Here is a 23267-nt window from a genome sequence, read left to right on the forward strand (position 1 = left end):
AGGTAAATGTAAAGGGCAGGGTGAGCAAATGGACTTTGATATTAATTTCTTATCTTTTTTTGTTATACAAGTTGAGGGTAAGGGTGAACAGGCCGATAAACGCTACAAGCATTATCAGACGCTTGATGGTGAGGATTATGACGATAGCCCCTTAAAGGATTTCCTTGACGGTGAATTGGCCAAGATTGTGAAGCGAAAGGTGGACCGTCATCCGAAAACGGAGGAAGTACCTACAAAAATTGGTTATTTTGTTGTCGAGGAGGGCCATGATCTGACCTCTAACCCCAATTATAATTTATTTAACCGGGTACGCGTTGCGGATGAAAAGGAAGTATTTATGCAGCAAAGTGAGCAGTTTGTGTCTGCTTATATTGATACTAGCGCAGTTCGTGGCGGTGTTTTTATTGTTGTTTCCGCTAAATTAAACCGTTATTTCGATGACCCGTTTGTGTTTATTCTAAAATGTGATTTTGAACCGAAGGTGGCGTCTATTTCTGATGAAAAAACACTCATTCGGCAAGTAGAAATGGCCATTACGACAAAAAATATGAAGTCTATCCAGTATCCGTATATGGAAGAGGAAGGTATGCTGGAGGAGCATGAGCTGAAAATAAACCAGGCCTCACATGCTCGTTATTTTGAGGACTTTCTCAAGTATGTGGAATACGGGGAGTCAATGCCGGAGATTGTTAAGTCTCAGGTCATCGAAATGGTGAGAGGGCATATGGAAGAAGTTTTTGAACCTGAAAGTGAGGAACTGGAGCAGCTTGAATCAGCAATGGAGATTTGGGCAGCCAGTGAAAAAAGAGAGCTCCAGGAACGGTTTGATACTCAACAGGTAATAGAGGCAGCAGCTCAAATTGTTGAGCAAACTCCAGATCTTGAATTAAAAATGAAGATGGACCATATTTCTGTAAGAGGTCTTCTTGCCGATTTTGGAGATATGATTCACTTAGCAAAAGTAGGGGATAAGTATGTCCTTCTTATTGAAGCTGATTCGGTGGTTTTTGAAAAAGGCTTTTCTCCGGTGGAATTTTTGAAGCCAGACAGAATAGAAGATGTAATCGGAAAAATTCAAAGGAAACAAAGTTAAAAAACGCACAGCAGTGGAAACTGCGTGCGTTTTTTATTGTATTATTTCGGGCTGGAAAGCGTAAACCCCGATCTATTCCAAATATAAAAGATTCCCTGTTTAAACGATTTAAAGGTTTTGGCACCGATAAAAATCTGGTCCCTCACCATGGAACGTGCCATATCTGGCCTTATCCCTACATAAATAGGTTCTGCTCCCATTAATCTGAGTGCCCCCTGCATTTGCTGGAGGCGGGAGGCGGTTTGAGGGTCGAGCTCATTCAAAACTCCGGAAAAATCAAAAAGAATGTCCGATATTGGATTCTTAGAACAGAAGACAAGAACTTTTTCTTCAATATGGCTAATTCGTTCATCTGTCAGTTTTCCTAAAATAGGTACAAGAATAGAAATATCATTCGCAAGAGGGATGATGGGTGTATCGATCTCTTTTAATTGCTCGTCACGTTCTTTTAAGATATTGTCAAATTCTGTGAGGTCCTTCCACGTAAGGATATACCCAACTTTTTCTCCTGTCTCAGATGTTAAAACATTTACTACAATATTCGATTTGAATTTTTGAAATAATGTGATGGTTGCTGAATGAGGAAACGTCCCATTTTCTATGTATTCCTGTGAGCTTCGGCTGTGAAAACGTGAAAGGTTTTGACCAATAAAATCCTCAGGTTTTTCTATTTGAACAAAGGGGCCAATTATTTTAAGAAGTTCTTTAGCAGATTGGTTCAGCCACACAATATTATAATCAATATCGGCAATTAAAATATTTTCGCTAATTTTATCGAGCAGATGCAGAGTGTTCAGCTTTTTTAAAAAGTCGATGGCGAACCTCTCCTTTACTGTTAAGTATGATAAAAGTATATACAAGTTAATTAGATAACACAATTCAGAATGTTTAATAATAAAAAGACAGTAAAAAAGACACCTGCATAGCAGGTGTCTTTTTGCGTATTGAGGCGGAAAACCACACTCCACATAGTGTGCTCCAAAAAGGAATGTTTCCCGGCTTACACAACTCAGCTCATCGCTTATTTAATATAACATTATCCCTAAGAGGATACAAGTGGGAAGAGTTGGGTATTTACTAGTTTTCTTCGTTTGAAAAGGTTCTATCTTTATCTTCCACTCGGTCCTTGCTCGACTGATAAGAAAGCGTCCATGATTACCTTTAATTCCAAAAATGACGCAGCGGCCAATTTTCAAAGGAAAATGGATTGCAGCCCTAACGAAGAAAAGAAACTCCCAAAGGAAGAAGATCACTCAGAATCATGGAAGGTTAAGCTGACTAATCTGGTACTCCATAATGCCCCTCATATCGGAAAAATGTCACGATTGAAAGATAATGCGAAACTGGTGCCCTAAAAACGAAGTTTCTTAACAAAGAGCTGCTTCCTATACGGAAACAGCCGTCTTTTATAAATGGATAATAAAGTATAAAGTTTTACCTTTTAAATTGTCTAGCTCCAGCGCCCAGCGCCTAGTGTCCATCCCGCTTCTCCCTACGATAAGTCAACATCGAAATGCTTTGCATTTCGTGTTGTCCAGCTTCAGTGTCTAGGGGCTCGAGGTCATAAGCCAATCCGTCTGAAGGTTAAAGAACAACCTTCTCGCCGGCTCGTCTTATGCTTGTCGCCCCTAGTCAAGACACTTCAGCATTTCATTATCCTTTATCTCAGTCGAAGTGGAGGCCCGCAGGACGCGGGTCAGAAAGGCGTTGCCACAGGACGTGGCGACTTTAGCCTTTCTTCAAAATAGCCATACGTCGCTGAACGGGCGCTTGCGCTTTTCCTATCTCAATCCCCATCCAAAAGGTTGAAAATGCCTTTTGCTATACTTCCTTCATCACTATGTCCGCCTCGGGATGGCATCGCCGCAAATACTCGGCTTGCCAGCCTGCTGAATGGCAATGACTGCACCCAAACGGTTCCAGGCCCGCGCAATGTGGCAAAGAATAAACCTTCTCCTCCAAACAAAGCGGTTTTAATACCTTTTACCATTTCAATATCATAGTTAACACTGCTTGTCATGGCTACAAGACAGCCAGTATCCACACGCAGTACCTCGCCAGGGAGAAGTTCTTTTTTATGTATAGTCCCGCCGGCATGAACAAACGCGAGTCCAGCGCCTTCAAGCTTCTGCATAATAAAGCCTTCACCGCCAAAAAAGCCTGTTCCGATTTTGCGCTGGAATTCGATTCCTACGGTTACTCCTTTAGCTGCTGCCAGGAACGCATCCTTCTGGCAGATTATCTTTCCGCTCAGCTGGCTAAGATCCATGGGAATAATTTTTCCTGGATAAGGAGAGGCGAAGGATACATGCTTTTTACCATAACTCTGATTCGTAAAAGTGGTCATAAATAGGCTTTCCCCAGTAAGGACCCGCTTGCCGGCGTTAAAAAGCTTACCCATAAGCCCGCCGCCACCGCCGGAACCATCGCCAAAAATGGTTTCCATTCCGATTCCATCTTCCATCATCATTAAACTGCCGGCTTCAGCAACAACTGTTTCCTGTGGGTCCAGTTCTACTTCAACAAATTGCATGTCATCGCCGTAGATTTTGTATTCTATTTGATGGCTGTTCATCCAAAAACCCCCATAAAAAAGATATCAATTATATTTTAATAGATTGCCTAATTTAATGCTAATATTATCCAAAAAAGTACGAGTTGGATTTTTTTAGCTAATCAGAATTTATATCCATAAATTCTGAACGCATAAGCAAAACTAAGGCAACGCCAAAAAGGACTTGGCGAATGCCAAGTTTTTCTAATAAAAATTTTTACATAATTTGAAGGCGTTTTCCAATTTTGTCCGTCTTATTTATGGAAATATATTTGAGAGGGAAATGGGAGGATTTCATTGATTAAGGTTAAAAATGTGAGCCATGACTTTGAAATAGGAAAAAAAGGCCGGTCCACAATTATTCCGGTCCTTAGGGATATTAATTTTTCGGTTAATAGGGGAGAAATCGTTACAATTGTAGGCAGAAGCGGGTCAGGAAAATCAACACTTTTAAATTTAATAAGCGGATTTATCCGCCCAAAGGAAGGTGGAATCTGGATAAACGAGGAGCAGGTATCAAAGTTAAATGAAGCTCAGTTTGCGGATTTTAGAATTAAAAATCTTGGTTTTATTTTTCAAAGCTTTCAGCTGATTCCAAGTATGACTGCATTTCAAAATATAGAACTTCCATTGATTTTAAAAGGAATGGCTGAAAAGGAACGAAGGGATAAGACAGAAGAGATGCTTAAAAAAGTGGGTTTATCTGAATATCAGGACCACTATCCTGGTGAATTGTCGGGCGGCCAGCAGCAGCGTGTCAGCATAGCAAGGGCATTGATTGTTAATCCTCCAATTATACTCGCAGATGAACCGACCGGGAGTCTGGACAGCGAGACAGAAGAAGATCTTTTAAGCTTTATAAAGGAATTAAATCAGGAGTTGGGCATCACTTTTTTGATTATTACTCATGATGATAAAGTTGCCAGAATTGGTCAACGTACAATAGAACTGAGTGATGGCAGAATTACGGATGGGGTGCTGATATGAAGCTTAAAGATCAATTCCGCTTTGTACGGCAAAATATGAAAAAAAATCGCACAAGGGTGTTTATGACGATTTTAGCAACGGCGATGGGCTGTGCCTTTCTGATTGTTCTTTCCTCTGTTGGATTTGGTTTTCAAAAATCGATTGTAAAGGACATTACGGAGAGACAGGTTGTTACTGCCATTGACATTCATGGAAAGCAAGATATGGAAAATGGATTTACCCCATTAACAGATACAGATATCAAAGTTTTAGAAAAAATAAAGAATGTAAAGGCTGTGACAAGGAGAAAAATGCTCCAGCAAAACACACAGTTCCGTCTTAAGGATTATCAGATTGATACTCAAACCATTATTGCTGATTTTCCATCTGAGATGAAGGCTGGATTCAAACTCTCTTCAGGTCATCTTCCTAAAAAATCAGATGAAATGGTGGTTGGATACCATTTTTTAACCAACTTGGCTTCCAAGAATGCCAAACCGGAGGACATGTATGATAAAAGAGGGGTTCTAAAGGATGAGTACCGATATACCGAAGAACTGATTGGCCAAACAGTAGAGCTTCCGGTGAAACAGAATGAAAATGGAAAGGAAATAGAGAAAATCTTTACTTTTACGATTACCGGGATTGGAGTAAAGCCGACTAAGAAGTGGATTGAGGACAGGAATGCCTATATTTCAAACGATCGTTTAAAGGAAATTGAAGCCTTCACTGGTACTCCTAAGGGAATGTTAAAAGATTCAAATCTTGCAGAACAGCCTGTACCTAAGGAAGAAGGAGATGTTTACGATGAGGTAAAGGTTTATGCGAAGAATATGGAAGCTGTAAAGAACATCGATCAGCAGCTTAAGGATAAAAAGTATGAAACCTATTCAGTCCTTAATGAGTTGAAGGAAGTCAATCTTGTGTTTTTAGTTGTTAAGGCTGGTCTGATTTTTATTGGAACGATTGCGATTCTGATTGCCTCGATTGGAATTTATAATACAATGACGATGGCCGTAACGGAGAGGGCACCTGATATAGGTATCATGAAAGCGATTGGTGCAAACCCAAAGACGATCAGGCGTATTTTCCTGCTCGAAAGCAGTTATATTGGTTTGATTGGTGCCCTGATTGGCACGGTTGTTTCCTATATTATCAGCTACACGGTAAACTTTGCCCTTCCTCTTATTATAAAAAATGCATTTGGTGAAAACGCACCAAGCAATTTTACCTTTAGTGATATTCCGATCAGCCTTCCGCTAATCTGTATCGTGATTTGTTATGGTGTAACAATTATTTCGGGATTAAGGCCTGCACAGCGGGCAACAAGGGTAGATGTACTGAAGGCTATGAGAAGAGAAGTGTAATAAAAATTGAGCCAGCCCCTTAAAAAAGGGAGCTGGCTTTATTCTTTTAAAGATATTTATTGCTTGACCATAAACATGCTATAATTCACTGGAAAGAAACAGCAAATTTTCATTATATAATTACTCAAATTGGAATCTAGTCGCGGAGGTACATTTATTACATGGTTAATAATCTATTAAGGCATTTTCTGGCTACACTTTCTTATCGAACAACACTAGCTTTAAAAGGGGCTCCTGCCGATTACATCGTTCTTAAAGTGGGCGAAAATGGACGCTCTCCGTTAGAAATCCTAAATCATATTACCTTTCTTATGGCTTATACCATCAGCTGTTATAAAGACTACAATCTTGCTGAATACCGAAATATTCATAGCTGGGAAACTGAAACTCTGCGATTTTATGATACTTTAGAAGAGTTAGATGGAATTCTTCGTGAGGAAGTTTTGCCACTAACTCGTTCGCTGGAACAACTTTTGCAGGGTCCTTTTGCTGATGCGATGACACATGTAGGGCAATTAATGATGCTGCGCAGATTAGCTAATGCCCCTGTTCCCTATGAAAACTATATGGAAGCAGATATTGAAATTGGAAGAATACGACCTGGTTTAAAATAACGCTTGTGGAGCACATAGCCAGTATTTTATTCTAAAAAGAATGTATCTCCTGGTAAAATATTATAAATTTTAATAGAAGGGTCCTTGACCATATCCCGAAGTTTTTCTGGTGTGCCAGTTAAGAAATCATATCCAAAATGCATAGGAATCACTTCCTTAATGTTAAGGAGTTCGATTGCTTTGGCGGCCTCTCTTGGACCCATGGTAAAAACATCGCCAATTGGCAGGATGGCTGTCTTAGGATGATAAAGCTCTGAAATAAGAGCCATATCACCAAATACATTGGTATCACCAGCGTGGTAAATCGTAAAGCCATTTTCGAACCTTATAACCAATCCCATTGGCTCGCCGCCATATATTATTCTTCCGTTTTCTACAAAAGCTCCTGAATGATCAGCATGAACAGCGGTAACACGCAAATCCTCAATTGCCCGTGTGCCTCCTTTATTGATTGGAAGGACATTTTCCACACCTCTTTGCATCAGCAGCTGTGCCAATTCCCAACCGGCGATAACCTTAGCACCAGTAGCCTTTGCAAGTTCCACGGCATCTTCTGCATGGTCCCGATGTCCATGAGTTAAAAAAATATAGTCAGAATCCAAAATAGTTTTACGAAAGGCATTTGGAAAAAGAGGATTATTATGAATCCATGGGTCAATTAAAATTTTCTTTCCCCCCGGTGTGATAAAAAAGAAGGCACCAAAGCCCAGCCAGCTAATTTGAAGCTTCGAGTCCATCACAGTTCCTCCTTCTCCTGAAAAAATTCACGAACAATTTCAAGCGCATTTAGGGCCGTGGGGAAACCGTTATAAGGGATTAATTGAATCATAATCTCACAAATTTCCTCGCGCGTGCATCCTAATGTGACAGCTGCATTCAAATGTACCTTTAACTGTGTGGTTTTACCTGTGGCAGCGAGTGAAGATAAAGTAACCATCTCTCTCGTTTTTAAATCGAGGCACTCTCTGGAGTAAAAGTCCCCAAAATGAGCGGCAAGCAAGATGCCTGCATCAGGCGCCACCATATTTAACTTTTTTATGGTTTCACGAGCGGGATCTCCTACGAGTTCTTCCAGGAGCCTTTTGCCGCGGATATACCGTTTTTCTTGCATAAAATACACATCCTTTACATTTAATAATTAAAGGATAAAGCTTAGAGTGGAATCTAAGTCAACAAGGATTTATGATTAAGCTGTGTTAAAGTTCATTGTTGATTTGCCACAATGTTGATGGAGCGGAAAGCGAGCGCATAAAGCATAATTCATAATTCAACAGACACCCCTGCAAAAAAATTGGCGCACGACTAAATGAAATTACAGTTATCCACAGCTATTCAGGTTCGAGCTTATGATTAAAGGAAGAAAATATTTCGGAGGAATATTATGTATACAATCGGAGAGGCATCTGGAAAAACGGGATTGTCGGCACATACCTTGCGTTTCTATGAGAAAGAAGGAATTCTGCCCTTTCCAAAACGAGTAAATGGGAAGGACAGGGTGTATACTGCACAAGATGTGCAATTTATTCAATTCATTTGCAGCCTTAAGAGCACCGGGATGAGTTTACAGGATATTAAGGAAATTGTGAAAGAAGGCTGTATTCTCGAAAAGGATGTACCTGAAATTTCAGCTATTATTCTCATTCGTAAAACCATTCTTGAGAAGCATCTTCAAAAACTGCAGCACCAAAAAAATGAAATCGAATCCGTTATTGGGGTTACTGAAAAAAAGCTGGAAGTCTATAAATCTATGTTAATTTGAAACTAGTAGTTATGACGGAGACAAAATTAATTTTTGTATAGAAGGTGCCAGAATGGAATTGAATGAGTATATCAAATTAATAGAAGAAGAATTATTACCATATATTCAGTTAACAACTGAAAGTCCCTTTGATCCCATTCTGGTAAGAAATCAATCACAGTCCTGGAAATTGATCGGAAATGGAAATTATGCTGCCGTGTTTGTTCACGAGGCGAATCCGGACTTAGTTGTAAAGGTGTATGGAAGGAACGTTGAAGAGATAAAGAAAGAAATACAAGTATACACGCAGCTGGGGAAACATGAAGCGTACTCCACGCTTCATGCTTATGGCGATCATTATTTGGTTTTAAAAAAACTGTCCGGAATTACCCTTTTCAATGCCCTTGTTAAAGGAGTGAGAATTCCGGAAAGTGTGATTCGCGATATTGACAATGGTCTTGACTTTGCACGAAAAAAAGGTCTTAATCCATTCGATATCCATGGGAAAAATGTGGTGATGGATCAAGGACGAGGATATATTGTGGATATTTCCGACTTCCATAAAGAAGGGTACTGCAGCAAATGGAATGATTTAAAAAAAGCTTATTACCGAATTTATAAGCCTTTTATATATAAATTCCACCCACCAATTCCATTCGCTGTGGTGGATAGTGTACGAAAAGGCTACAGAATTTATAAAAGAACAAAAAGGAAAAGCAGTATCTTTTTTAAAAAGATCAAGCAAGCTTTTTAGCTTAGAATTATAAAATTGTTTATAATACAGCTTGAAGGAAAACTACGATTAAAGAGGTAAACAAATGAAAGCACTCGTTTTTAATGAATTTGGCGGTCCAGAGGTCCTGCAATATACGGATATTAAAGAACCAGAGTTTAAGAAAAGGGAAGTCCTTGTCAGGATGAAGGCCATTGGGCTGAATTTCGCCGATATATACCGGAGAAAAGGAAATTATCATCTGGCAGGGAACCCGCCTTTTATACTGGGGTATGAAGGAGCCGGGATTGTGGAAGAGGTGGGAGCAGAGGTCGATGGGATTAAGCCCGGAGACAGAGTCGCCTTTGCAGATGTTCCTTATGCGAATGCTGAATTAGTGGCAGTTCCCAGGGATAAGGTCATTCCTCTTCCGGATTCCATTTCTTTTGAAATTGCCTCCGCCGTTCTGTTACAGGGGCTTACTGCTCAATATCTTGCGCAGGACAGCTTCCAGGTAAAAGAAGGAGACGTTGTACTTGTTCATGCTGCAGCAGGGGGAGTGGGCCAGCTTCTTACTCAAATAGCAGGAATCTTTGGCGGGAAAGTGATTGGCCTGACTTCTACACCGGAAAAAGCCGATATCGCAAGGAAAGCAGGAGCTCATGAGGTATTTTTATATGGACAGAATTGGGCTGAAAAAGTGATATTGGCAACTGGGGGAAAAGGGGCTGATGCAGCATATGATTCAGTTGGCTCAACCTTAATGGATAGTTTTAAAGCAGTCCGGATTGGAGGAACAGTTGTGTTTTATGGCATGGCAGGAGGAGATCCTGAGCCGGTGGATCCAAGGATGCTGATGGACACCTCAAAAACACTAACCGGAGGAGACCTATGGAATGTGCTGACATCCTGGGAAGAACGTTATCAGCGTTCAAGACAGCTTTTTAGCTGGATAGAAGAAGGTAAATTAAAAATAGAAACCCCTAAACAATTTTCATTAAAAGATGGCTCCAAGGCACATGAATATTTAGAAAGCCGCAAAAGCACCGGTAAAATTCTATTGATTCCATAAATATCAAAAGGTAAAAGTACCGCTTCAGCGAAGCTTTTACGTGAGAAACATTGGGAAATTGGCTGCTTTGATTGGAACTGTCCAGCTTTAGGAACAGAGCATCCTCTAATAAGCTAAGGCACTTGAGCTATATTACATAAATATAGATTACAAAACATTAATAAAACCGCCAGCCCCTTGGGGATTGGCGGTTTTATCATTATTATTAAAAGGTTTCAATCGGTTTAGGATTCGGTCCATACTGGTTATCATTTGCCTGACTGTCCTGACAAGCAAAAACAAGCAATACAATGGCTCCAACAATAGGAACAAATGCAATGAAAATCCACGCTGCGCTTCTCCCTGTATCGTGCAATCTGCGGAATGTAACAGCTAAAGAGGGAAGAAAAACGGCTAGGGAATACAGACTAGTAAGAAGTGAATCTAAATGAGCAACGGACTGTACGATTAACAAAATGATCGAAATAATGGCATTAAAAAGGTAAAACATCCAATATTCCTTTCTCCTTGCTCGCCCCTGAAAACCAATATAATTTTTTAAAACCTTTAGATACCAATCCATTCTGCTTCCTCCCCCGTAATAGTTTCTTTTAAATATATGAACTTTTTCTTAAGTTATTTATAAAAAAGTGCTTTGCTTTTTTATAAATAAGGAATATACCCTGACCTTTTTCTTCTTTTTTTTGTATATAGAAGGTGAAAGGAGGTGATGGACAATGGCACAGGCAATGCTTGCAATCACTAGACTCAAAATGGTTTATGACGCCGGAATGGATGACAATGGAAAACCGCTTTACAAAACAAAAACCTTTAACAATGTTAAAAAGGATGCTACAGCTGACCAGCTGCTTCAGACAGCACGCGCTTTAGCTGCACTAAGCAATGAACCGCTAAGTACAGTTGAAAGAAATGACAGTTCTGAAATCATTGGTTAATAACTGAAAAAAATAAAGGATAGGAGGTGAAAAGAATGGCAAAGACATTGGAGCTTGAATTTGTTACGGAAGGCGGAAAACCCTCCAGAATTGTGATTGACAATCCGAAGGAACCAGTTGACCAGGCAGCAGTAAAACAAAGAATGGAAGAAGTAATCGCAGCTGGGATATTTGTTACTACTAGCGGAGTTTTATCTTCAGCAAAAGGAGCAAGGCTGATCGAACGCAATGTTACTGATTATCCATTGGCATAATCATGACCGGGAGGGCTGGGTATTTACCGGCCCTCTTCTTTAAGTAATCAGAATTATATCCATAAATTCAGAACGTATGACGGATACGACAGGGAAGGTTTCGTCAGCTATATCCTCGCACGAAGGAAAAGCACCTGCTTTTTCGATGATGTGGCGAACTTAGCCTTTCATAAAAAGTGCCATACGCCGTAAACTGAAGCTTTAGCTGTTCTCAGAAAGGAGGGTGTATCGTGGATAAAATTATTCCTTTCATCAGTGATGTAGGTTTTCCGATTATTGTTACGCTGTATCTCTTGTATAGAATAGAAGCCAAGCTTGATATGGTGGTGCAATCTATCCAAAGCCTTACTGAAAAATTGACAGAAAGGACATAGGAGCTGGAGAATATTCCAATCCTTTACAGTAATCATGTGAAAATGGTAAAATATAAGAAACCGTTACACGTGATAGCTTTATATTTCTCACTTATTCATAGTGTTTTGTAAACGTTTGGGTGAGAGATCTAACAATCTATCAGCGCTGTAATTTGGTGAATTTTACATGGCTTTAGTGCGAGCCAATAGGAGGGCTTTTTTACATGAAAAACGGTAAAGTTAAATGGTTTAATGCAGAAAAAGGATTTGGATTTATTGAAACAGAAGACGGAAACGACGTATTCGTTCACTATTCTGCAATCCAATCTGAAGGTTTCAAATCACTTGAAGAAGGTCAAGAAGTTTCTTTCGAAGTTGTTGAAGGAGCTCGTGGACCACAGGCAGCTAACGTAACCAAAAAATAATAATTGACTAATTCAGACAGTCCGCCCGGAAGAGGGGGGACTGTTTTTTTGGGTTCTTTAATATCTTTGTGCAGTGTTCCTTCATTGAATGGTTTAGAGACGTTGCAAATATAGTCTTTTCCAGGGGGTGCGTCAGCCTATTGTTTTAATAAGAACACTTTAAAGTCAAAATATAAGCCGCTGGATATAAATCCAACGGCAATTGAGATTACGGGTTATTCGTTATAAAGCCGTTCTTGCCACATGTTTCCGTCTTTCCAGTACCTTTCTCTGCGGTTAAAGTGCTCTGCGCTGGTTCTCCTAGTGCGTGAAGTGCGTCTTCTATGTGAAGAACGTCTGGAAGAACTACTGGAAGGACGCCTGGAGGAACAACTGGAAGAACGCCTGGAGGAACTACTGGAGGAACGCCTGGAAGAACTGCTGGTAGAACGTCTGGAGGAACGCCCGTAAGAACGTCTTAGCATGGAAGAAAGTATGTCTGAAATTCCCCCTAAAGAACCCCCTAAAGAACCCCAAGAAGAACGTCTCCGTCTTGAAGAACGTCTGGAAGAACGTCTTCGTCTTGAAGAACTGCTGGAAGAACGTCTTTGTCTTGAAGAACTGCTGGAAGAACGTCTGGAAGAGGAGCGTCTGGTTGTGTTTCTTAAATTACGAATTATTGTATTTTGACTTACTGCTCTTCTCGTTGTTTGTCTTACGGCTCTTCTCGTTGTTTGTCTTACGGTTCTTCTGGTTGTTTGTCTTGCAGTGCTTTGAGTACTTCTAGTTGTTCTTCTCTGCCTGGAAGTCCTCCCACGCGGATCAGAAAACATGAAGTCACCAAATCTTCTTGCCTGATTTGCCGCCCTTTGGATTTCCTGTGAAGTAATGTTTTGATCCATCTATCAAAACCTCCTTGAATTTATTAAGAAAGGTTATAAAGAAAGTATATAGTCCTTTCTATGTTAATAATCTACGCTTTTAACCAGTAAATGGATTGGGTCATTAGCGTATTTATGCAAAAAGGCGAAGCCCAATGTGCCAACGTTTATCTCTTCTTCATATTTATAAGGGAAGGAGGAATAACCAATGGACATTAGTGCAGAAATTCCTGTTTATCATATTTTCATTCATCCGATGGATATAAAAGAACTCAAGAGGGATATTTGGTGTGATGATCCTCTGCCAGCCCAAATGAAAGCTGATGGTAAAAGGCTGGAGGTTGATCTTCGTTACCGCGGCTCCCATATTCGTGACTTTAAGAAAAAGTCATATCAGATATCTTTTTACAAACCTCAAATTTTTAAAGGGGTAAAAGATATTCATGTAAACGCAGAATATATGGATACTTCTTTATTAAGAAATAAGCTGTCTTTTGATTTTTTTTCTGAGCTAGGCTGCCTTGCTCCCAGTTCCAGACATGTCTTTTTAAAAATTAATGGAAAAGCAGAAGGGGTTTATTTGGAGATAGAATCGGTTGATGAAAACTTCTTGAAGAAAAGAGGTTTACCAGAAGGTGCTATTTTTTATGCAGTTGATGGAGATGCCAATTTCTCGCTGGTCAGTGATTTGGATAAGGAAACTAAAAAATCTCTTTTTCTGGGATATGAACGGAAAGTTGGAACCGAGCGGGATAATTTTTGTTTGGAGCAGTTGATTTATAGGATTAATACCATACCTAATAATGAATTTGAACGTGAAATTGTTCATATGGTAAACGTCGACCAATATTTAAAATGGATGGCTGGGGTAATTATGACTCAAAACTATGATGGTTTTGTCCATAACTATTCTTTGTACAAAAACTCAGAAACCGGTCTTTTTGAAGTAATACCTTGGGATTACGATGCCACCTGGGGAAGAGATGTAAACGGAAAGTATATGTCAGCAAGTTATGTAAGAATTGAAGGATTTAATACTCTCACTGCACGTCTACTATATGTTGACAACTTCAGGAAAAAATACCGTAATCTTCTTGAAAATTCATTAAAAAAACTATTTACACTTGATAATTTAAAGCCGAAGATTGAAGCCCTTTACAATCATATCCGTCCTGTAATCTGCTTGGATCCATATATAAAGGATAAGATTGATTATTTTGATAGGGAACCAGAGTTTATTTATTCTTTTATAGAAAAAAGAAATGCGTTTATCAAAAGCGAATTAGGAAAATTTAATTGATGGCTAATAGGCAAAAGCTGAATTTTCCTAATTTGGGCAATTAATAGGTTCCGTGTCCCTGCATGATACGTATATATACATTATATAAATCACTATTAATGCTTAGGAGCATAGGAGGATAAACATGGAGAAAGCAAAAATGAATCGAGATGACGGTCAGCGGTCCTTTCATTCCTTTCTGGAAGCGTTAAAAGGGAAGGATGTAAAAATTTATAAAGGCGGACCATTATCCAAAACAGGAAAATTGCTTGATGTTAAGTCGGACTATATCACAATTTGTGTACAAAACAATAATAATGGCAACACAAACGGTAATCAAACCGAAAAACAGCAAAATCAAAAACAACAAGAGCCGACTATTGTTTATTACAATACAATTCATGTAAAAAGTATTATTGAGGATTCAAAATCAAATTCGATGCAATTAATGGAATTAGAGTTGGAAGAACCAGAATTTATTAAAGCTGAGAATTTCAACTTATTATTAGAAGAATTAGTGGACGAAACCATCCAGATAAATCTTTCAGCACCAGATTCAAAATTGGGATTATTGGTAGGAGTCTATAATGACTATATCGTTTTATTTAATGAGGATGATGGCATCCTTTATCTAAATTCACAACACATCAAGAGTGTATCTAAATTTCAAAATGACAACGGCCAGCAAAACGGTGAACAGGAAGTAATTGTTCCTAAGTGGCATAATCCACTGAATTTTCATGAAGTATTCAGCCATTTCTCACATCAGTGGGTTTCTATCAACGGTCACGGGCCGGAAGCAGTAGAGGGTGTATTGGTTGAAAATACTGGCGGCCATTACACGCTTGTTAACAACCAAGAAGTTATGAGGATTCATCCTTATCACATTAAAAGCATTTGCTTAGGACCAAAGGGGGCATTTAAGCAAAATAAAAAAAATAAGGAAAATAATGAACAGGAATCAAATCAAGAGCAACTAGGTGAGAATTCCAATCAAGAAAGCTCCTCATTTGAAAGCTCTAGTCATGAAAGATCAACAGGCCGCAGCGGTAACCGCAGAAGCTCTTCAAGCCGCAGAAGTTCATCCGATCGCAGAAGCTCATCAAGCCGCAGAAGTTCATCCGATCGGAGAAGTTCATCAGATCGGAGAAGTTCATCAAGCCGTAGAAGCGCATCAAGCCGCAGAAGAACATCAAACCGGAGAAGAACATCAAACCGCAGAAGCGCATCAAGCCGCAGAAGAACATCAAACCGGAGAAGAACATCAAACCGCAGAAGCGGAAACAGGAGAAATACTTCGAGAAGACGCGATGATGTGGGCAGCGTAGTTAGAGTTATTGATTATTTATGGAAACCATAATGGTCATAGGTGATCACTTTTAAAATAAATAGTTCCTTTGGCAGGTGCATTGGTAGCTTTTACTGGTGCACCGTTTTTGAATAACTTGTAATAAAACATGGAAGGATGTTAAAGGATGAACGGATTAAAAACACTTTTGGGAAAAGAAGTGGATCTGGAGATATCCGGGGGGACCATTTTTAATGGAATATTAATTGATTATGGTCTGGATATTATTGTGATTTTTAATGGAGTAAAATTTCTTTATATTCCTTTAGTTCATTTGCATAGTATCAGACAGAAAGCAGAACCTGAAATTTTTGGGGAACCGCCAGAAAACCTTCGGATACAAAATCCGGCTGAAACCCATTTGTCTTATCGAAAAACTCTAAATAATGCAAAGGGACAATTTCTAGAGATATTTGTTACTGGCAATCGGTCCATTCATGGGTATATTACCAATATAATGAATGATTATATATTATTTTACTCCCCGATTTATAAAACCATGTTTATTTCGATGCAGCATTTAAAATGGCTGACTCCTTACATTACCCAATTGACTCCTTACACCTTAAGCAAGGAAAATCTTCCACTGGTTCCATCTGGTATACCTGTATTAAGGACATTTGAGGAACAGCTTCAAAAATATAAAGGCCAGCTGGTGGTTTTTGATATGGGGGACAATCCTGACAAGGTGGGATTATTAAAAGAGCTGGAAAACAATATTGTTACTTTGGTTACCGCTGACGGTACTAATGTATTTTGGAAACTCTATCATCTTAAATCAGTTCACATGCCATAATAATCAAAACATTTGAGACGCTCCTGATAACCTGGAGTGTTTTTTCTTTTTTTTCTTCATTGTAAGGTAGATCCCTCTCTTTTTATATCGCTGTTTGTACGAAGAATGTTGTTACCGGATATAGTCTGAATGGACCCTGGATTCGGACAAGATGGCACTTGGAATTAACGAAGCAGTCTGAATGGACCCCGGATTCGGACAAGGAGATACTGAAAATTGTCGAAGTTGCCTGAATGAACACCAGATTCGGACAAGAAGGCACTTGGAATGGTCAAAGCTGTCTGAATGGACCCTGGATTCAGACAAGAAGGCACTTGTTTGTCAAAGCAGTCTTAATGAACCCTGGATTCGGACTTGGAGGCACTTGGAATGGTCAAAACAGTGTGAATGTAACCTGTATTCGGAAAAGAAGGACTTGGAATTGTCAAAGCAGTCTAAAGGGACCCTGGATTCGGACAAGGTGGCACTTGGAATTGTTAAAGCAGTCTGAATGGGCCGCTGATTAAGACAGGATCAATTGTAAAGTTACCGAAGCTGTCTGAACGGGTTGACTCGTCCTTCCATGGGCCAATAACTTTATAAGGAAAAAAATTTTACGAAAAGAGCCTTTTATAAAAAAATTAGGCTGCTTTGTTCAGGCAGCCTAAATGTTTTATCCGGTATTAAAAACTAATTTTATCCAGATATAGAGACATAGCAGAGTGAAGACGACGGTAGGTGGTATGACTATAAAGGTAATTCTTATATAATGACTCCAGGAAATTTTGAAACGTTCCCGCTTTAATATATGCATCCAGATCAGGGTCGCGAGTGTTCCGATAGGCAATAAAAGAGAACCAATGTCGCTTCCGATTATATTAGAAAGATAGATTGTTTTTAGTATAATAGGTGAGAGGTGCATCTCTGTCAAAGTTATTGTACCAACCATCAAAGCAGGGTGGTTGTTAAATATATTGGAGAGTACCGACAGAAGCCCTCCCATTATAAAGCTCGCGTGGAATAAATGTCCTGATATCATAGGCTCCAGATACCTGACAAGCTTTTCGGTAAGCCCGATATTATGGAGTCCATAAATAATCACATACATATTAAAAGCAAAGATGAAAATATGCCAGGGGGTCTTAGGAATGATATCCATTGGATTTATCTTAAGATAAATCCACCTCCATGTTAGTAATCCAATTGAACCAGCCACCGCAACGGCCGGTACAGGAAAGTGTAGATAGGATGCAAAAAACAGGGCGGCACGTACCAAAAAAACAAAGGCTAGAACAAGTATCATGATTTTATTTCTTTTTTGGGAATCGGCTATTTCGGGTTTTGATTGTAGTGGGTGAGAGACTCCTACCCCCTGAAAATGAGCGATTGAGAAGGAAGGAAGCTTTTTAGGCAGTTCCTTGTGAAAAACTGCATACAGGAGGAGAGAGAGTAAGATTAAGCCGGCTATGCCGGGAACAAAAATCATTTTAGTGTAAAGGTACAGGTCCATGTGTATGATCTCAAGAGAGATTAAATTAACAATATTACTTACGCCAATAGGTGCACTTGAAGCGGTCGCAATGATAGCGCCGCTGATTAAATAAGGAAGTTTTTCTTTCGGCCCCAGCCTCAGCCACTTTAATAAAAGCAGCAGAATGGGTGTTGTTATGAGAATACTTCCATCGTTATTAAAGAAAATAGTCATCATAAAGCAAAGCAGGTTTGTTAGCCAAAAAAGACGCTTTCCTGATCCATTAGATTTTTTGTAAACGATCGAAGCCATCCAATGGAAAAATCCAAAGCTTTCAAGTGATATAGCCATAACCATGGTAGCTATAATTGTAATAGCAGCACCGGTAACTTTTGAGCCTATATCTCCCAAATCAGCAGCTGTTACGGTTCCGCTTAGAATGACTAGGAGCGCACCTAGGGTTGTTGGTATTGCTTCATTTAATCCTCTTGGACGCCATAGCACAAGAACCATTGTTAAAAAAAAGAGAAGATTGTAAATCCTGCAGCGAAATTATCCATATAATTTTCACCTCTTTTCTAGGCAATCGACCCTCCTGATAGTTTGTCTGATATATATATTTGTACTGTATGTATACGTGCCGCAAGGGGTAGTTGTACTAAACGAATCCATTAATTTTAGAAAATTCCATGTTTTAACTAGTTTTTTTACGACAAAATCTTTGGGCAAGGGAACAGCGATGAACCGGAATGAAGGGCGCGATGCCTTTGATATGTCACCGGGGGATGGGCTTGATGAATATGTAGTATTATTTAGGTACTAACTCCAAGAAAACTTTGTTAAGATGAAAAAGAACAAATGTTCCAGTTTCCTGTTTTTACATAAGAAGATACATAGGCAACTTTGATATAATAAAAGAATCGTAAAAAAATAGAATTTAGTTTAAAAGGGGTGCAGAGGAATGAAGTTTATACATACAGCGGATTGGCACTTGGGCAAGCTGGTTCATGGAGTTTATATGACGAACGACCAGCGGGAAGTTCTGCTTCAGTTCGCCGATGTTGTAGCAGAGGAAAAGCCTGATGCCATTGTTATCGCGGGAGACCTTTATGACAGATCGGTACCGCCTACCGATGCAGTAGAACTTCTCGACGAGATTCTGTTTAAACTGAATGTAGAGCTGAAAACTCCCATTGTGGCCATCTCAGGAAACCATGACAGTGCGGAACGGCTTTCCTTTGGAAGCTCCTGGTACAAGCACAGCCAGTTTTATTTGGAAGGCAAGCTGAGAGCAGAGTTAAAGCCCGTGCATATTAACGGTGTTAATTTTTATCTTGTTCCGTTTGCAGAACCAGGACTTGTCAGAGAACTTCTCGGGGATGATACCATCCATTCTCATCAGGATGCCATGAAAGCAGTCATCGGAAAAATTGAAGAAAATCTCAATCCCAATGAACCGAATGTTCTTGTAGGGCATGCATTCGTATTAGGCGGTGCTGTCAGTGATTCGGAAAGAACCTTATCGGTTGGAACCTCCGGCTGCGTCCATTCTGACCTGTTTGCACCTTTTTCCTATACTGCACTGGGCCATCTGCACAGCCCAGAAGCGATTCGCCATGACACAATAAAATACTCGGGGTCTCTTCTTAAGTATTCTTTTTCGGAGGCTAAACATACAAAATCCATTTCCATCATTGAAATGAATGATAATGGCAGTTTTACACACCGAACCCGTTCTCTCTCTCCTAAACAGGATATGAGAGAGCTTGAGGGCCATCTTGAGGAACTGCTCGATCCTCACTTTTTTGAAAAGCAAAAGCTCGACGATTATCTTAAAGTCACTTTGCTTGATGAAGGGGCACTTATTGATCCAATAAATAAATTAAGACAAATTTATCCAAACGTTCTCCACCTTGATCGTAAGGTTGATTTAATCGATATTAAGAAAAAAACGGCGTTTTCTTCTGCCCAGCGTGAAAAGAAAACAGACCTTGAACTTTTTGAGCAGTTTTATGAGGAAATGACAACTTCCGAATTTACAGAAGAAAAAAGGGATGTTATGACAGACATCATTAACCGGGTTTTGAAGGAGGAGGTTCGGAGATGAAACCAATAAAGCTGACCATGAAGGCTTTTGGGCCGTATGCGGGTGAAGAGATCATTGATTTTGCCGAGCTTGAAAACCGGACGATGTTTGTTATATCAGGAAAAACAGGCTCTGGAAAAACAACGATCTTTGATGCGATAACTTATGCGATTTACGGTAAAGCGAGCGGGGAGGACCGGAACGGCCCTGACTTGCGCAGCCAGTTTGCCAGTGAGGAGCTCGAAACAGAAGTTTCACTTGTTTTCTCTTTAAGGGACAAGCTTTATCATATCACCCGTGCACCTCAGCAGGAACGGAAAAAGAAGTCTGGTGAAGGAGTAACCACCATTGGGGCAAGAGCCGAATTATATGCGTGGAATGATAAAGGTGAAAAAACCCTGATTGCTTCGAAGATTAATGAGGTGGAAGAAAAAATCAAGGAAGTTATGCTGATTGACAGCAACCAGTTCAGGCAAATCCTGATGATTCCCCAAGGTGAGTTCAGAAAGCTTTTAACATCGGACAGCAAAGACAAAGAAGTCATTCTTCAGCGCCTTTTCCATACCGAGATTTATAAAATGGTTGAAGAAAAACTAAAGATTGAGGCTGGAGCTCTTAAAAAGGAAATCGAAGAACAGGTGAAGGAACGTAATGAGGCCATCCGCCGAATAGATGCAAGAGCCAATGAGCCGCTAAAGGAGTATCTTGAAGCTGGAAGCACAAACGATGTCGTAATTCTGCCTTTGCTGGAAGAGGAAATAGCTTTAATGGCTGGAATGTATGAAGAACTTGCCAAAAGCGGCGATATGAAAAAAGCGGAAAGAGACGAACTGCTCCGCAAGCATCAGGAGGCAAAAAATCTTTCAGATCAATTTATCCGACATGAGGGACTAAAAGTTCAGAAGGAAACGCTCGAAGGGAAGAAGGAAGAATTTAAACAAATGGAAGCCTCTGTTGCTCTTGGACATAAGGCTAATCTTCTGGCTGCCAAAGAAGAGCTCTGTCACCGTTTAAAAAGTGAGCTGACGGAAGCTGAAAACGACGGGAAACAGGCACGTGAAATGGTTGAACTCCTGGCTGAAAGGCTTGAAAAGAGCACGGTTGAGCTTCAGCAGGAGACGGCCCGCGAACAGGAACGAATTGATGCAGCAGCAGAATGCAGCAGGCTTCAAACGATAAAGGAAGATGTTTATTCCTTTGCTGAAATGAAAAAGACAGCAGATCAGCTGCAAAAGGATTTGGGCAATAAGAAACGGAATCACGAAATGGCAGAGAAGTCCTTAGTGGCGGCAGAAGAACGGATGAAAGTTTTGCAGGCCGAAAAGGAAAACATTGATAAGGCGCAGGTTCTTTTTTCGGAAAATGAAAGAAAATCGGACAGGCTTGTAAATGAATGGAATCTCTTAAATAAATATGAAGCGTCAGTGATTCAACTGAAGGCGGCCGAAAAGGATTATGCACTGAAGAAGGGCGTATTTGAGAAAGAAGCAGCCAGTCTGGCCGACGCAAGGGTAACGGTTGAAGAACTGGAGCAGCAATGGAGAAACGGGCAGGCAGCTGTTCTTGCAGAAGGGTTAAGAAGCGGAGAAGCATGTCCGGTCTGCGGTTCAGAGCATCATCCTTTACCTGCTCACGCTGGTACTGCAGCCATTCCGGATGACAGAGAGATAAAGGCTGCCAAAGCACAGGCTGATAAAATGGAGCAGCAAAAGGGTAAGGCTGAATCTGCCTATTTAAAAGCCGAGTCGGATAAGAACAGCCTGGAAAGAGAAGTAAATTCAAAACTGGAAGATATTCTTTCCGTTCGTTCTGACTTTAGGAAAGAAGAGATCTCCGAAGCAAAGGGAAAACTCAGGAGCGATAAAGAAAAACTGAACCAGGAACAGGAAATGCTCTTCAGTAGGATTAAAAGCTTATCTAAGATTGTAGAAGAGCTTGACAGGCTTAGCAGCGAAAAAGAAAAATGGCGCACTCAGATTACCGAGCTTTCAGCAGAGATAACTGGCCTTACCGTGAAATATACACAGCAGACTACACAGCTTGAAAGAATGATTAAAACAATTCCTGAAAACCTTAGGACTGAATCTCTTTACGAGCAGGCAGTACGTGAAGCACAGGCAAAAAATGAGCTACTGAAAAAGAGACTGGAAAATGCGCAACAGGCCTTTCTAAATGCTAAGGAAAGTCACAGTACGTCAGCAGCCAGATTAGAAGCAGCGGAGAAACTCATTGATAATCGTAAGAGCAGCCTTGAAAAAGAACGCGAGGACTTCAAACAGCAAATGATCCAACAGGGCTTTGAAACCTATCGTCTTTACGAGGAAGCGAAAAAACCGGAGAATGAGCTAAATCGAATTGAAACGGCTATCCGCTCGTATTGGGAGGAGCTTCGTTCCATTTCCGATCAATTTAGCCAGCTTTCCGTTTTGCTAAAGGATATTCAACTGCCAGACCTTCAGGAAATTGAAAGCCAAATTAGGAGCATCACTGCGGAACTAAGCGAACTTGAAAACAGGCAGCGCGACCTATACCTGGCAAAACGAAACAATGAGGAAATACTAAAGAAGGTCCTTCAAATTAATAACGAGATGAAGGAAAATGAAGAAAGATATAAGACCATTGGCCACTTGTATGAAATATCAAAAGGGCAGAACCGATTCAGAATTACCTTTGAAAGATTCGTTTTGGCTGCCTTTTTGGATGATATTCTCCATGAAGCCAATACTCGCCTGTTAAAAATGACAAGCGGTAGGTATCGAATGCTTAGAAAGACAGATAAATCTAAAGGAAATGCGCAAAGCGGCCTGGAGCTTCTTGTATATGACCAATACACTGGCCAGGAAAGACATGTAAAAACCCTTTCCGGAGGAGAAAGCTTCAAAGCCGCATTGTCGCTTGCATTAGGTCTCGCAGATGTCGTTCAAAACTATGCCGGTGGGGTTTCTCTCGAAACCATGTTTGTGGATGAAGGCTTTGGCACGCTCGATCCGGAATCTCTCGACCAGGCGATTGAAGCCCTGATTGAAATACAGGGAAGCGGACGCTTGGTTGGTATCATCTCCCACGTACCTGAGTTGAAAGAGCGAATTGGAGCTCGCCTTGAAGTTACTGCCACTCAAACCGGAAGTAAAACACAATTTGTATTTTAAATAGAAAAAAAGAGGATTCCTCGGAGGGGGAAGCCTCTTTTCTATTACGAATACTCAATCGCCCCAAGAAAGATTTGTAGAAAGCTTCTTCGATTTTGTAGAACTGCCATTCAAAAAAATCATGTCTCACCCAGCCTTAAAAGGTGGTTTATTGTTTCGTTATGCAACTAAATAAAAGCCGAGTCGAGCCTCGATTAGAGAAGAAAGATGTAGTAA

The 23267-nt window shown here is 40.2% G+C and carries 24 protein-coding genes; 18 read left to right on the top strand and 6 right to left on the bottom strand.

Annotation, left to right across the window (positions count from 1 at the left end):
- Positions 1–28: 28 nt before the first annotated feature.
- Complete coding sequence (locus tag AC3WR0_RS15090; protein ID WP_492553079.1) at positions 29–1093, top strand: DUF3900 domain-containing protein; 1065 nt, start codon at positions 29–31, stop codon at positions 1091–1093.
- 41 nt (positions 1094–1134) lie between these two features.
- Here AC3WR0_RS15090 and AC3WR0_RS15095 read toward each other — a convergent pair whose 3' ends face one another.
- Both AC3WR0_RS15095 and AC3WR0_RS15100 read right to left on the bottom strand, forming a co-directional pair.
- Complete coding sequence (locus AC3WR0_RS15095) at positions 1135–1953, bottom strand: STAS domain-containing protein (protein WP_492553080.1); 819 nt, start codon at positions 1951–1953, stop codon at positions 1135–1137.
- A gap of 926 nt (positions 1954–2879) precedes the next feature.
- On the bottom strand, positions 2880–3668 hold the full coding sequence (locus tag AC3WR0_RS15100) for a TIGR00266 family protein (protein ID WP_492553081.1): 789 nt from the start codon (positions 3666–3668) through the stop codon (positions 2880–2882).
- A 276-nt stretch (positions 3669–3944) separates the two neighbouring features.
- Here AC3WR0_RS15100 and AC3WR0_RS15105 point away from each other — a divergent pair, with 276 nt between their 5' ends.
- From AC3WR0_RS15105 to AC3WR0_RS15115, 3 genes are all read left to right on the top strand, one after another.
- On the top strand, positions 3945–4634 hold the full coding sequence (locus AC3WR0_RS15105; protein ID WP_492553082.1) for an ABC transporter ATP-binding protein: 690 nt from the start codon (positions 3945–3947) through the stop codon (positions 4632–4634).
- On the top strand, positions 4631–5980 hold the full coding sequence (locus tag AC3WR0_RS15110; protein WP_492553083.1) for an ABC transporter permease: 1350 nt from the start codon (positions 4631–4633) through the stop codon (positions 5978–5980). The genes AC3WR0_RS15105 and AC3WR0_RS15110 overlap by 4 nt, the downstream gene beginning before the upstream one ends.
- 161 nt (positions 5981–6141) lie before the next feature.
- Positions 6142–6594 (top strand): hypothetical protein, encoded by a 453-nt coding sequence (locus tag AC3WR0_RS15115; RefSeq protein WP_492553084.1) that lies wholly within the window; start codon positions 6142–6144, stop codon positions 6592–6594.
- Between the two features lie 26 nt (positions 6595–6620).
- Here the strand turns inward: AC3WR0_RS15115 and AC3WR0_RS15120 are convergent, their stop codons facing one another.
- The gene (locus AC3WR0_RS15120; protein ID WP_492553085.1) at positions 6621–7331 is read right to left on the bottom strand and encodes a metal-dependent hydrolase; all 711 of its coding nucleotides are present in this window, start codon (positions 7329–7331) and stop codon (positions 6621–6623) included.
- Positions 7331–7705, bottom strand: coding sequence for a carboxymuconolactone decarboxylase family protein (locus AC3WR0_RS15125; protein WP_492553086.1), 375 nt, complete (start codon positions 7703–7705; stop codon positions 7331–7333). The genes AC3WR0_RS15120 and AC3WR0_RS15125 overlap by 1 nt, the downstream gene beginning before the upstream one ends.
- Positions 7706–7975: 270 nt before the next feature.
- Between AC3WR0_RS15125 and AC3WR0_RS15130 the strand changes: the two genes are divergently transcribed.
- The 3 genes from AC3WR0_RS15130 to AC3WR0_RS15140 all read left to right on the top strand — a co-directional run bounded on the left by AC3WR0_RS15130 (position 7976) and on the right by AC3WR0_RS15140 (position 10116).
- Complete coding sequence (locus tag AC3WR0_RS15130) at positions 7976–8353, top strand: MerR family transcriptional regulator (protein WP_492553087.1); 378 nt, start codon at positions 7976–7978, stop codon at positions 8351–8353.
- A gap of 52 nt (positions 8354–8405) precedes the next feature.
- Entirely contained in the window at positions 8406–9086 is a 681-nt protein-coding gene (locus AC3WR0_RS15135) for a protein kinase family protein (RefSeq protein ID WP_492553088.1), read from the top strand.
- Between the two features lie 64 nt (positions 9087–9150).
- Entirely contained in the window at positions 9151–10116 is a 966-nt protein-coding gene (locus tag AC3WR0_RS15140; RefSeq protein ID WP_492553089.1) for a quinone oxidoreductase family protein, read from the top strand.
- Between the two features lie 205 nt (positions 10117–10321).
- Here the strand turns inward: AC3WR0_RS15140 and AC3WR0_RS15145 are convergent, their stop codons facing one another.
- On the bottom strand, positions 10322–10678 hold the full coding sequence (locus AC3WR0_RS15145; protein WP_492553090.1) for a DUF805 domain-containing protein: 357 nt from the start codon (positions 10676–10678) through the stop codon (positions 10322–10324).
- 154 nt (positions 10679–10832) lie between these two features.
- Here AC3WR0_RS15145 and AC3WR0_RS15150 point away from each other — a divergent pair, with 154 nt between their 5' ends.
- The 9 genes from AC3WR0_RS15150 (at position 10833) to AC3WR0_RS15190 (ending at position 16366) form a co-directional block, all read left to right on the top strand.
- Complete coding sequence (locus tag AC3WR0_RS15150) at positions 10833–11051, top strand: DUF1659 domain-containing protein (RefSeq protein WP_027323946.1); 219 nt, start codon at positions 10833–10835, stop codon at positions 11049–11051.
- A gap of 35 nt (positions 11052–11086) precedes the next feature.
- On the top strand, positions 11087–11305 hold the full coding sequence (locus AC3WR0_RS15155) for a DUF2922 domain-containing protein (protein ID WP_492553091.1): 219 nt from the start codon (positions 11087–11089) through the stop codon (positions 11303–11305).
- A 230-nt stretch (positions 11306–11535) separates the two neighbouring features.
- A complete protein-coding gene (locus tag AC3WR0_RS15160; protein WP_027323944.1) occupies positions 11536–11679 on the top strand; it encodes a YvrJ family protein in 144 nt (47 codons plus the stop codon).
- A gap of 203 nt (positions 11680–11882) precedes the next feature.
- Entirely contained in the window at positions 11883–12083 is a 201-nt protein-coding gene (locus AC3WR0_RS15165; protein ID WP_492553092.1) for a cold-shock protein, read from the top strand.
- Between the two features lie 303 nt (positions 12084–12386).
- Positions 12387–12533 (top strand): hypothetical protein, encoded by a 147-nt coding sequence (locus AC3WR0_RS15170; RefSeq protein WP_492553093.1) that lies wholly within the window; start codon positions 12387–12389, stop codon positions 12531–12533.
- A 24-nt stretch (positions 12534–12557) separates the two neighbouring features.
- A complete protein-coding gene (locus AC3WR0_RS15175; protein WP_492553094.1) occupies positions 12558–12752 on the top strand; it encodes a hypothetical protein in 195 nt (64 codons plus the stop codon).
- 399 nt (positions 12753–13151) lie between these two features.
- Complete coding sequence (locus AC3WR0_RS15180) at positions 13152–14243, top strand: CotH kinase family protein (RefSeq protein WP_492553095.1); 1092 nt, start codon at positions 13152–13154, stop codon at positions 14241–14243.
- Between the two features lie 124 nt (positions 14244–14367).
- A complete protein-coding gene (locus AC3WR0_RS15185) occupies positions 14368–15582 on the top strand; it encodes a spore coat protein (protein WP_492553096.1) in 1215 nt (404 codons plus the stop codon).
- Positions 15583–15697: 115 nt separating this feature from the next.
- On the top strand, positions 15698–16366 hold the full coding sequence (locus AC3WR0_RS15190) for a DUF2642 domain-containing protein (RefSeq protein ID WP_492553097.1): 669 nt from the start codon (positions 15698–15700) through the stop codon (positions 16364–16366).
- A gap of 652 nt (positions 16367–17018) precedes the next feature.
- On the opposite strand, the gene AC3WR0_RS15195 is transcribed toward AC3WR0_RS15190, so the two are convergent.
- Positions 17019–18356, bottom strand: a complete 1338-nt coding sequence (locus tag AC3WR0_RS15195; protein WP_492553120.1) for an arsenic transporter — start codon at positions 18354–18356, stop codon at positions 17019–17021.
- A 421-nt stretch (positions 18357–18777) separates the two neighbouring features.
- On the opposite strand from AC3WR0_RS15195, the gene AC3WR0_RS15200 reads away from it, so the two are divergent.
- Together AC3WR0_RS15200 and AC3WR0_RS15205 are read left to right on the top strand one after the other, a co-directional pair.
- Positions 18778–19923 (top strand): exonuclease SbcCD subunit D, encoded by a 1146-nt coding sequence (locus tag AC3WR0_RS15200; RefSeq protein WP_492553098.1) that lies wholly within the window; start codon positions 18778–18780, stop codon positions 19921–19923.
- A complete protein-coding gene (locus AC3WR0_RS15205; protein WP_492553099.1) occupies positions 19920–23051 on the top strand; it encodes an AAA family ATPase in 3132 nt (1043 codons plus the stop codon). The genes AC3WR0_RS15200 and AC3WR0_RS15205 overlap by 4 nt, the downstream gene beginning before the upstream one ends.
- Positions 23052–23267: the final 216 nt, after the last annotated feature.

This window comes from Neobacillus sp. FW104-15D2 (genome assembly GCF_058790155.1).

Coding starts and splice junctions, on each gene's coding strand:
- AC3WR0_RS15090 (WP_492553079.1), top strand. CDS start 29: ATGGACTTTGATATTAATTTCTTATCTTTTTTTGTTATACAAGTTGAG.
- AC3WR0_RS15100 (WP_492553081.1), bottom strand. CDS start 3,668: ATGAACAGCCATCAAATAGAATACAAAATCTACGGCGATGACATGCAA.
- AC3WR0_RS15110 (WP_492553083.1), top strand. CDS start 4,631: ATGAAGCTTAAAGATCAATTCCGCTTTGTACGGCAAAATATGAAAAAA.
- AC3WR0_RS15115 (WP_492553084.1), top strand. CDS start 6,142: ATGGTTAATAATCTATTAAGGCATTTTCTGGCTACACTTTCTTATCGA.
- AC3WR0_RS15120 (WP_492553085.1), bottom strand. CDS start 7,331: ATGGACTCGAAGCTTCAAATTAGCTGGCTGGGCTTTGGTGCCTTCTTT.
- AC3WR0_RS15125 (WP_492553086.1), bottom strand. CDS start 7,705: ATGCAAGAAAAACGGTATATCCGCGGCAAAAGGCTCCTGGAAGAACTC.
- AC3WR0_RS15130 (WP_492553087.1), top strand. CDS start 7,976: ATGTATACAATCGGAGAGGCATCTGGAAAAACGGGATTGTCGGCACAT.
- AC3WR0_RS15135 (WP_492553088.1), top strand. CDS start 8,406: ATGGAATTGAATGAGTATATCAAATTAATAGAAGAAGAATTATTACCA.
- AC3WR0_RS15140 (WP_492553089.1), top strand. CDS start 9,151: ATGAAAGCACTCGTTTTTAATGAATTTGGCGGTCCAGAGGTCCTGCAA.
- AC3WR0_RS15145 (WP_492553090.1), bottom strand. CDS start 10,678: ATGGATTGGTATCTAAAGGTTTTAAAAAATTATATTGGTTTTCAGGGG.
- AC3WR0_RS15150 (WP_027323946.1), top strand. CDS start 10,833: ATGGCACAGGCAATGCTTGCAATCACTAGACTCAAAATGGTTTATGAC.
- AC3WR0_RS15155 (WP_492553091.1), top strand. CDS start 11,087: ATGGCAAAGACATTGGAGCTTGAATTTGTTACGGAAGGCGGAAAACCC.
- AC3WR0_RS15165 (WP_492553092.1), top strand. CDS start 11,883: ATGAAAAACGGTAAAGTTAAATGGTTTAATGCAGAAAAAGGATTTGGA.
- AC3WR0_RS15175 (WP_492553094.1), top strand. CDS start 12,558: ATGTCTGAAATTCCCCCTAAAGAACCCCCTAAAGAACCCCAAGAAGAA.
- AC3WR0_RS15180 (WP_492553095.1), top strand. CDS start 13,152: ATGGACATTAGTGCAGAAATTCCTGTTTATCATATTTTCATTCATCCG.
- AC3WR0_RS15185 (WP_492553096.1), top strand. CDS start 14,368: ATGGAGAAAGCAAAAATGAATCGAGATGACGGTCAGCGGTCCTTTCAT.
- AC3WR0_RS15190 (WP_492553097.1), top strand. CDS start 15,698: ATGAACGGATTAAAAACACTTTTGGGAAAAGAAGTGGATCTGGAGATA.
- AC3WR0_RS15200 (WP_492553098.1), top strand. CDS start 18,778: ATGAAGTTTATACATACAGCGGATTGGCACTTGGGCAAGCTGGTTCAT.
- AC3WR0_RS15205 (WP_492553099.1), top strand. CDS start 19,920: ATGAAACCAATAAAGCTGACCATGAAGGCTTTTGGGCCGTATGCGGGT.